At 71.5% G+C, this 9,563-nt stretch carries 9 protein-coding genes; 6 read left to right on the top strand and 3 right to left on the bottom strand.

Annotated elements, in window-relative coordinates; genetic code table 11:
- The first annotated feature begins 4 nt into the window (after positions 1-4).
- Both ACFVXJ_RS28745 and ACFVXJ_RS28740 read left to right on the top strand, forming a co-directional pair.
- Entirely contained in the window at positions 5-1,024 is a 1,020-nt protein-coding gene (locus ACFVXJ_RS28745; RefSeq protein WP_389666083.1) for an AAA family ATPase, read from the top strand.
- Positions 1,025-1,047: 23 nt separating this feature from the next.
- Positions 1,048-1,437, top strand: a complete 390-nt coding sequence (locus ACFVXJ_RS28740; RefSeq protein WP_389666082.1) for an NTP pyrophosphohydrolase — start codon at positions 1,048-1,050, stop codon at positions 1,435-1,437.
- Positions 1,438-1,517: 80 nt separating this feature from the next.
- On the opposite strand, the gene ACFVXJ_RS28735 is transcribed toward ACFVXJ_RS28740, so the two are convergent.
- On the bottom strand, positions 1,518-2,045 hold the full coding sequence (locus tag ACFVXJ_RS28735) for a hypothetical protein (RefSeq protein WP_389666080.1): 528 nt from the start codon (positions 2,043-2,045) through the stop codon (positions 1,518-1,520).
- A 325-nt stretch (positions 2,046-2,370) separates the two neighbouring features.
- On the opposite strand from ACFVXJ_RS28735, the gene ACFVXJ_RS28730 reads away from it, so the two are divergent.
- Together ACFVXJ_RS28730 and ACFVXJ_RS28725 are read left to right on the top strand one after the other, a co-directional pair.
- Positions 2,371-2,604, top strand: a complete 234-nt coding sequence (locus tag ACFVXJ_RS28730; RefSeq protein ID WP_389666078.1) for a DUF397 domain-containing protein — start codon at positions 2,371-2,373, stop codon at positions 2,602-2,604.
- A 90-nt stretch (positions 2,605-2,694) separates the two neighbouring features.
- Positions 2,695-3,657: a helix-turn-helix domain-containing protein gene (locus ACFVXJ_RS28725; protein WP_389666076.1), complete on the top strand. Its 963-nt coding sequence runs from the start codon at positions 2,695-2,697 to the stop codon at positions 3,655-3,657.
- Here ACFVXJ_RS28725 and ACFVXJ_RS28720 read toward each other — a convergent pair.
- Together ACFVXJ_RS28720 and ACFVXJ_RS28715 are read right to left on the bottom strand one after the other, a co-directional pair.
- Positions 3,654-4,547, bottom strand: coding sequence for an NAD(P)H-binding protein (locus ACFVXJ_RS28720; protein ID WP_389666074.1), 894 nt, complete (start codon positions 4,545-4,547; stop codon positions 3,654-3,656). The genes ACFVXJ_RS28725 and ACFVXJ_RS28720 overlap by 4 nt on opposite strands.
- Positions 4,544-5,380 (bottom strand): SAM-dependent methyltransferase, encoded by an 837-nt coding sequence (locus ACFVXJ_RS28715; protein ID WP_389666072.1) that lies wholly within the window; start codon positions 5,378-5,380, stop codon positions 4,544-4,546. The genes ACFVXJ_RS28720 and ACFVXJ_RS28715 overlap by 4 nt, the downstream gene beginning before the upstream one ends.
- 160 nt (positions 5,381-5,540) lie before the next feature.
- Between ACFVXJ_RS28715 and ACFVXJ_RS28710 the strand changes: the two genes are divergently transcribed.
- On the top strand, positions 5,541-5,918 hold the full coding sequence (locus ACFVXJ_RS28710) for a YbjQ family protein (protein WP_389666070.1): 378 nt from the start codon (positions 5,541-5,543) through the stop codon (positions 5,916-5,918).
- Positions 5,919-6,105: 187 nt separating this feature from the next.
- Positions 6,106-9,555 carry an endo-alpha-N-acetylgalactosaminidase family protein gene (locus ACFVXJ_RS28705; protein ID WP_389666068.1) on the top strand — a complete coding sequence of 1,150 codons (3,450 nt, stop codon included), beginning with the start codon at positions 6,106-6,108 and terminating at the stop codon, positions 9,553-9,555.
- Positions 9,556-9,563: the final 8 nt, after the last annotated feature.

Below are 9,563 nucleotides of genomic sequence, written 5' to 3'. Positions count from 1 at the left end.
GCCCGTGTCCGCAGAACCGGCGGCCCCCGCGACCCCGGCGGCCCCCGCGACCCCGGCTGTCCCCGGCGCCGTCCCGGCGCCGGTCGAGGCGGCCCCCGCGGTCCCCACCCGACCCGTCGTGCACGTCATGACGGGGCTGCCCGCCTCGGGCAAGACCACCGCAGCCCGCGCCCTCCAGGCGGAATCCGGCGGCCGGATGCGCCGGGTGAACCTGGATGACCTCCGGGTCATGCTCGACGGCGCCGACCACGGACGCGGCCTCTCCCACGCGCACGAGCAGACCGCGCTGGCCGTCCAGGACGCGGCGGTGCGGGCGGCCGTCGAGGGCGGTTTCGACGTGGTCGTCGACAACACCCACCTGACCCCGAACATCCCCAAGCGCCTCAAGGCCGCCGTCGCCGGCCACGCCACCTTCGTCGTCCACGACTTCACGGACGTGCCCGTCGAGGAATGCGTGCGCCGCGACGCCGCCCGCGAGCGCCGGGTGGGCGAGGAGATCATCCGGATCCTGGCCGCCAAGCACGCCAAGTCCCGCAAGGGGGGCTGGAAGCTGACCGCCGAGTGGCTGAACGACCAGCCGCCGGTCGAGCCGTACGTCGCCGACCCCGCCCTGCCCGCCGCCGTGATGTGCGACATCGACGGGACGCTGGCGCTCACCGGGGACCGCGGCCCGTACGACTTCTCCCGCTGCGGGCTGGATCTGTTGAACGAGCCGGTGCGGCACGCCCTCGACGCCTTCCGGCGGGCTGACGGGGACGCCATCGTGCTCCTGTCCGGGCGGAGCGAGGAACACCGGCCGCAGACCGAGGAGTGGCTGGAGCGGCACGGGGTCCCGTACGACGAGCTGTGGATGCGGGCGGCCGGTGACCAGCGCCGCGACGACGTGGTGAAGGCCGAACTCTTCGACGCGCACGTGCGCCACCGCTACGCGGTCCGCGTCTCCCTCGACGACCGCGACCGCGTCGTGGCCGTCTGGCGCCGGATGGGCCTGCCCACCTGGCAGGTCGAGTACGGCGACTTCTGAGCCGGTCGGGGACACTCGTACCCGTGGACGTACACAGCGTGGACGTGGACAGCGCGGACGTACTGATCGTGGATGCCGCGAACGTCGTCGGGTCCGTGCCGGACGGCTGGTGGCGTGACCGGCGCGGCGCGGCCGAACGGCTGCGCGACCGGCTGGCGGCGCGCGGGACGGGTGAGGAGATCGTCCTCGTGGTGGAAGGCGCCGCCAAGGGCGTCGAATCCGTGCCCGGCGTGCGGGTGGACGCGGCGCCCGGGAGCGGCGACGACCGGATCGTGGAGCTGGTGGCGGCCTACGCCGAGCGCGGCGGGGGCGGCGGCGTGGTCGTGGTCACGGCGGACCGCGCGTTGCGCGAGCGGGTGGGGGCCTACGGGGCGCGGTGCGTCGGGCCGCGCACGGTCCGCCCGGCCGACTGACGACGGCCGGGAGGCCGGCTCCTCCGAGAGGAGCCGGCCTCCCGGCGAAGGGCTCGGCGATCGGCGACCCGGGGTGCGGGTCAGCGGCACCACGGCACCGTGTCGAGGTTCTTGACGTAGCGGGCGGCCACCCAGCCGTAGTCCGGGTCCTTCTTCGACATCTTCGAGGTCTTCTTCTTCAGGGACGCGCCGTCCCCGTCGCGACCGTCGTTGAGGTCGTTCCGGCCGTCTTCACGACCGCCGTTCCAGCTGTCGCTTCCGTTGTTGTCGCCGTCGTTCCACTCGTCCCGGTCCTTGCGGTTGTCCAGGAAGTACCACAGGTCGTTGCCGTTGACGGTCTCTCCGCGCTGCTTGCATTCGAGCGCGATCCGCGTGCCCGACTCGATCTTGCCCAGGGAGTAGGAGCGGGTGCTCGGCTTGCTGCGGATCGTGAGGCGACCGGACGAGACGACCTTGCCCCAGATGTGCCGGTTGGCTTTGGCCTGCGGCTGGTGTACCGGGACCTCGGCCATCGGGTCCTCGTCGGCGATGGCGGCGCCCGCGCTGACGAGGCCGAGCACCAGGCTTCCGGCGGTAAGTGCGAGGACGGTCCTGGTGGGCTTCAGCATGAGCCGACTCCTCTACGAAGACAATCGCCCGACCGCGCCACGCGGCTCGGGCCGGCGACCAGGCGGTCGCCACGGACGACTATGGCGAGCGGACGCCTGGACGCCCCGGCGGCGCACCGCCGTTTAGCCCGATTTGCCCAATGAGGCCGGTTTGGGATGGATGGTTGTCTCATGGGGTGATGCGCGGGGGAGCGGTCTCAAGGAGGCACCCTTTCGGGGGACTTCCACGGCCGCTCGTGCCGGCTAGCATTCTCACAACTGCTTGTCGGGCAATCTCATATGCGATTGCCCGATCATGCGCGTCCCGGCGAGGAAAGGCCCTCTCATGCAGTTACGCAATGGTGTTGTGGCGAGCGAGATTCCCGGTGCGGCCTGGGTCAAGAGCAGTGCCAGCGTCGGCAACGGCAACTGCGTGGAGGTCGCGGCGTTGGCCGACGGTGCCGTGGCGATGCGCAACTCGCGCTTCCCGGACGGTCCGGCCCTCATCTTCACGGCGGGGGAGATCGAGGCGTTCCTCGACGGTGTCAAGCGTGCCGAATTCGATCGACTGACCGGATGAAGTCCAAGCCTTAGGCCAAAGCTTGGCCGGACGGGCGTCCACGCCCCACTCTGACGACTGAGATCCGCCCCGGTCACATTGGAGTTCCGCATGCCCGCGCTGCCCGAACCCCTGCCCGCTCCGATGTCCGATCCCCGGTCCGATCCGTCGGGCGACGCCCTGCCCGACCCGCTCGCCCCGGTGCTCCCGTTCGAACGGGAGCAAGGGCGGGCGGCGGCCGCGCGGGTGCTGGGACAGGAACTCAGGGGGTGGCGCGAGGCCCGCGGGCTCACCCTGAAGGACGTCGCCCCCGTCATCCGCGGCTCGGTGTCGAAGATCAGCCGGTTGGAGCGTGGTGAGAGCCCGCCGAAGGCACGTGACGTCCTCGATCTGGCCCGCCACTACGGGCTGGACGACGCGGAGATGCGCACCGTCGAGCGTCTCCTGGAACACGCCCAGGACTGCGAGTGGTACGAGCAGTACAGCGACGTGACCCCCACCTTCCTCAAGCGCCTGATCCAACTGGAGGGCGAGGCGCAGGAGATCTGCGTCTACGAGAACCTCGTGGTGCCCGGGATCCTCCAGACGCCGGCGTACGCCGGGCACATGGTCAGGGCCGTGATGCCCAGCGCCTCCCAGGAGGAGATGGAACGCGTGGTGCAACTGCGCACCCAGCGCCAACTGCGCCTGTTGGAGGGCGAGGTCCCGCGCCTTACGGTCCTGCTCGACCAAGGGGTCCTGCAACGCCGCTGCGGCAACGCCCAGGTGATGCGCGAACAACTGCGACACCTGCTCCGGGCCGGGGACGTCGCCAAGGTCAACATCCGGATCCTGGAGATGTCCTGGGGCTACTCCGCGGCCCCTCCCTACCCCATCACCCACCTCAAGTTCGCCGACGGCGGACCGGGCGAGCTGGCGTACGTCGAGCACATCAACGGCGCCAACTACGTGACCCGCCCCCGCGCCCTGGACGACCACCGCAACGCCCTCAGCAACCTGCGCAAGGCGGCGGCGTCCCGCGAGCGCAGCCGGGAACTCATCGAAGAGGCGCTGCGGCAGTACGTGGACGACTAGGGGGTGTCACGCCGGGCACCTTCCAGCAGCGGACGCAGCACGGCGTGCGCCCACCCGCCCAGCCGGGTAGGGGTGGTGGTGAGGAGGTCGCGGGGCTGCTCGGGCACCAGATCGCGCGATCCGGTGGTCATCCCGACGATGCCCTCCACCGCCGACGGTGACAGCCCGGCCGTGCGCAGCGCGTCGCGTACCGCCTCGACACCGACGGGATCCAGCCGGATCGTGCGCCCGAGCGCCTCCGACAGGATCCGCGCGACCTGGTGGAAGGTGAGGTCCTCCGGGCCGTGCACGGCCTGCACCACCCGGCCCCGCCAGGTGTCGCCGAGCAACCGGGCCGCGACGATGTCGCCGATGTCGCGCGGATCGACCCACGGCATCGGCCGGTCGGGCTCGAACGCCGTGGTCAGGACGTTTCGGGAGAGTCCTTCGAGGTCGAGCAGCAGGTTGGTGAAGAAGTACGCGCACCGCAGGTGCAGCACGTCCGCCCCGGTGGCGTCGAGCCGCTCCTCGATCCCGGCCAGGGCGTCGATGTGCCCGACCCCGTGCCGCTTCTCCGCCCCGATGCTGCTCAGCAGCACCACCCGCTCGACAGCACCGGCCCGGGCGGCCTCGACCAACGGCGCCGCCGTCGTCAGCGAGGCGTCGATCGGATCCGGCGCGGTGTGGGGGGTGGGGTCCACCCAGAAGACGGTCCGCACCCCCGACACCGCCGCCCGGACGAAGGCGGCGTCCGTCAGGTCGCCCCGGCACACGTCGACCCGCGCGCGGGTCTCCTCGTCCAGCCGGGCCGGGTCCCGCACCAGGACACGGGGGCGGCCGCCGGCCTGGAGCAGCAGCCGCACCACCCGCGACCCCACGTGCCCGGTCGGTGTGGTGACGAGGACGGTCATCGGACCGGCGGCAGGAGGCGGCCCACGCCCCCCCACTCGACCCAGTCCTTGGGCCGGAGTTCGCGCGGGGGCGGGGAGGCGTCGGGGCGCCAGTCGACCACGTCGACGAGGCCCGGTTCGAGGATCTCCAGCCCGTCGAAGTAGCGCCGTACCTCGTGGGTCTCGCGCACGCGCCCCCAGTTCCCGTGCGTGGTGACGTCCATCAGCCGGGTCACGTCCTCCCGCACCACCGGGTCGTCGCTGACGAGTTGGCAGATCACCATGAAGCTTCCCGGCGGCAGCAGGGCCGCCGTCTTGCGCACGACGGCGGACGGCGAGCGGTCGTCGTCCGAATCCGGGATGCAGTGCAGGACGGACACGAACAGCGCCGCGATGGGCCGGTCCCAGTCGAGGAACCCGCTGGTCGCCTCGTGGATGCGCTCGGTGTCCCGCATGTCCATGGGCAGCACCACGGTGCCGGAGTTGTCGTGCAGCGTGGTCTGGGCATGCGCCAGGACCATCGGGTCGTTGTCGATGTAGGCGACCTTGCAGTCCTTGTCGATGCGCTGGGCCACCTCGTGGACGTTGTCCTGGGTGGGAAGGCCCGAACCGTGGTCGAGGAACTGCCGGATGCCGTAGTCCTCGACGAGGATGCGTACCACGCGGCTCAGGAACGCCCGGTTGTTGCGGGCCAGCAGTTGGGTACTGGGCGCGATCTCCAGCAGCCGGGCGCACGCCTCACGGTCGCCGGCGTAGTTCTCCACACCGCCCAGGAGCCAGTCGTACATCCGCGCGACGCTCGGGGTGTGCATGTCGATGAACGGGGGTTGGGACGGGTTCGGCCCTAACTCCATGTGCCCTCCTTGATGGCCCCTCCAGGGCCCCCGGCGTCGGGGTGGCCCATCGTAGAGAGTCGCGGGGGGCGCGCGCCAGCCACTCCCGCGCCGTGGTCGGCCCCGCCGTCGCGGGCCGCTCCGGATGCGGCCACCGGCCCCCGGCGCGACAGTGGGTGCCATGGGTATCGACGACTACGGCGGAGGTCCCGGGGCGGAACAGACCGGGGTCATGGTGGTGACGACCAACGACGCTCCCGGCTATCGGGTCGAGCGGGTCGTCGGGGAGGTGTTCGGGCTGACCGTGCGCTCGCGCCACCTCGGCAGCCAGATCGGCGCCGGACTCAAATCCATGATCGGCGGGGAGCTCAGAGGACTCACCAAGACCCTCGTACAGACCCGCAACCAGGCCATGGAGCGGCTCATCGAACAGGCCTTGGCGCGCGGCGCCAACGCGGTCCTGGCCATGCGGTTCGACGTGACCGAGGCGGCCGACATCGGGACCGAGGTGTGCGCGTACGGCACCGCCGTGGTGCTCGCGCCCGACACACGCGCCTGAGCCCCTCGCCCGGGGCGCCCGGGTCCACCGCCCCTTTCCGCGCCGCCGTAAGTCCATGACGGCGCTCCGCTTTGTCCATGGGCCCACCCCGTCCCCGGTCCGCAAGCTGTCAGGTCAGTGAGCGGACCGCGGGGCTCCGGAGCCGTGCGGTCTTCCGTGCAAGGAAGCGCCGACTCCCGGAGGCCCGATGCGCACCCCCCTCTGGCCGGCCGCAGCCGCGGTCGCCGGTCTCATCGCCACCCTCGTCGTGTCCGTACCCGGACCCGTGGCCGCCGCCCCGGCGACCGGGCCCCTGACCATCACCTCGCCCGAGCTGTCCGTGAGCGTCGACAGCGCCTTCCCCCGCGTCATCGGCTACACCCGGCGGGCCACCGGCGACGTACTGAACGGCAACGAGGACCCGCTCACCGCGATCGTCGTCAACGGCGCCACGTACACCCCCGTCGTGACGGCGACGCCCTCGGCCTCCGCCGTCGACTACACGCTGAGCTTCTCCGGAGTCACCCTCAAGTCCCGGCTGTCCGTGACCGGCTCCGTCGTGGAGTTCAAGGTGACCGCGATCGAGGACACCGCCGCCCTGCGCGTGCGCAGCCTCGCCATCCCGGACCACAGCCTCGTCAGCGTCCGCAGCGACCAGCCCGGCGCCGCCCTCTCGACCGCGCGCATGTACACCGCCACCACCGGCAGCGGGGACACCTTCACCCCGGTCACCGCCGCCACGCCCGTGGACGCCACCGCCACCACGGTCATGTACGGGCTGGTCAACACCGGCAAGCTGGCCGCCGCCATCGACTCCAACTCCCTCTACGACCGGCCCTCGGGCGGCGTCGCCCGCGAGAACGGCCGCATCGGCAAACAGGTCACCGACAAGGGTTCCTACCGCCGGGCCGCCCTGTGGAGCGGGGACTGGCTGTACCGGGCCGCGGGCGCCGCCGACACCGACACCGACACCGAGCCCCTCCCGTACGCCCGGGTCGCGATCACCGCCGACCGCAACGCGGACTCCGTCGTGGACTGGCAGGACGCCGCCATCGCCTACCGGGACATCTGGACCCCGCCGACCGGATGGCAGGACACCGCGAACCGGGTCGTCCAGCGCATCCCCTTCAACTTCGCCTCCCAGGCCACCCACCCCTTCGCACAGACCCTGGACGAGACCAAACGCGTCAACCTCGCCACCGATGGTCTCGGCCAGTTCGTCCTGCTCAAGGGCTACGCCTCCGAGGGACACGACTCCGCGCACATGGACTACAAGAACATCGGCGCCAAACTCGGCGGCGCGGTCGACCTGAACACCCTCACCACCGCCGGGCACGCCTACAACGCCGACTTCGGCGTACACATCAACGCCACCGAGGAGTACCCCGTCTCGGCCACCTTCGACCCGGCCCACCAGAGCGGAGGGCTCGGCTGGGACTGGCTCGACCAGTCGTACTACGTCGACACGCGCAAGGACGGCCAGTCCGGGCAGCGACTGAAGCGGCTCCAGGACCTCAAGGCGGCGGCGCCCGGCCTCGACTTCCTCTACGTGGACGTCTGGTACGGCGACGGATACGTCTCCCGCAAGCTCCAGCGCGAGATCGGCGACCTCGGCCTGCAACTCGCCACCGAGTTCCCCAACACCCTGACCGAGCAGTCCCTGTGGCACCACTGGGCCGCCGACGTCGACTACGGCGGCAGCGACCTCAAGGGCATCAACTCCACCATCGTCCGGTTCATCGCCAATCACGCCAAGGACGACTGGATCGCCCGCGACCCGCTGCTCGGCGGCGCGGAACTCCCCGCGTACGAGGGCTGGCAGGGCAAGAAGGACTACCCGGCCTTCCTGAACACCACCTTCGACGTCGACCTCCCGACGAAGTTCCTCCAGGAATCGCCGATCGTGAAGTGGACCGCCGACACGGTCACCCTGGCCAACGGCACCACCGTCAGTACCGCCGACGGCACCCGCACGATCACCACCGGCGGTCGCACCGTCCTGCGCGGCGGCGCCTACCTCCTGCCGCGCGGCGGCAAGCTCTACCACTGGAACGACTCCGGCGGCCCCACGACGTGGACCCTGCCGGCCGGCTGGACCGCACCCACGCTGTACCGGCTCACCGACACCGGACGCCAACTCGTCGGCGGCCTCACCGTCGACCAGGGGCAGATCACCCTGAACGCGACGGCGAAGACCGCCTACGTCGTCACCAACGGCGCCGCGGCCACCCGGACCGACCCCCGGTGGGGCGAGGGCACCCCCGTCAATGACCCGTCCTTCTACTCCGGTGACCTGAGCTCCTGGACGGTGAACGGCGCCGGCGCCGCCGTCACCCGCAACGCACAGGGCCAGAACGAGCTGACCATGGCCCCCGGGACCGCCCCCGTCGTGAGCCAGCGGCTCACCGGACTGACCCCGGGCAGCTACGCCGCCTCCGTCTGGGTCTCCACGCCCACCGGCCGGGCCGCCACCCTCACCGTCACCCCGGCCGGCGGCGCCGCCGCCTCCGTGTACGCCGACTCCTCGCCGCTGATCAACAACCTCGGCGGGAGCGAGAAGAACGGCACCGACGCGCAGCGCATGAAGGTGCTGTTCGACGTCCCCGCGGGCCGGTCCACCGCCACGCTCACCCTGTCGGCCGCCGCCGGCCCGGGTACGGTCTCCCTCGATGACGTGCGGGTGGTCCGGTCGGCCCGTACGCCACTCGGCGGCCACTACTTCGCCGAGGACTTCGAGCACGTGGACGCCGGCTGGGGCCCGTTCGCGTTCGGCGGCGCGGGCGGCTCGGCCACCGACCCGCGCACCCACATCGCCCAGCGCAACGCCCCCTACACCCAGGCCGGGTGGAACGGCAAGCCGGTGGACGACGTGATCAGCGGCGGCAACTCCCTCAAGTCGCACGAGGAGCGGCCGGGCCTCGTCTACCGCACCCTGCCGCAGACCCTCCGTCTGACGAAGGGACGCACCTACACCGTCTCCTTCACCTACGAGAACGGCTTCGACGGCGACTACCGGTTCGTCGTCGGCGCGGGCACCAAGGAGACGGCGACGGCCCTCGGCCAGGCCCGCACGCCCACCACCTTCACCAGGACGTTCACCGCCGGGGCGGACGCCTGGATCGGGGTGCGGAAGGTCACCGGCGAGGACTCCCACAACGAGGCCGACCTCGTCCTCGACGATCTGACCGTGGACGACCTCGGTACCGGCGGAGGCGGTGAACTGCTCGTTCCGCAGAGTGCGATGAGCGTCAAGGCCGTCGACAGCCAGGAGACGGCGGGCGAGAACGGCAGCGCCGCCAACGTCCTGGACGGCAGCGGCGCCACCATCTGGCACACCCGGTGGTACGCGGCCACCGCCCCGATGCCGCACGAGATCACCCTCGACCTGGGCGCCTCGTACCGCGTCTCGGCCCTGCACTGCCTGCCCCGACAGACGCAGAGCAACGGGCGCGTCGCGGACTACCAGGTGTTCACCTCCGCCGACGGTGTCGACTGGGGCCCCGCGGCGGCCGCCGGGCGGTTCGCGGACAGCGCCCTCCAGCAGGACGTCGCCTTCTCGCCCCGCGCGGCCCGGTACGTCAGACTCGAGGCCACGAGCGAGGTGAACGGCAACCCGTGGACCTCGATGGCCGAACTCAACGTCGGCTACCTGCCGTAGGGACGAGA

The organism is Streptomyces sp. NPDC058279, from assembly GCF_042881255.1.
In the GTDB taxonomy this organism is placed as follows: domain Bacteria; phylum Actinomycetota; class Actinomycetes; order Streptomycetales; family Streptomycetaceae; genus Streptomyces.
The sequence above is the reverse complement of the archived record's forward strand: the minus strand, read 5'-3'. Positions and strand labels throughout refer to the sequence as shown.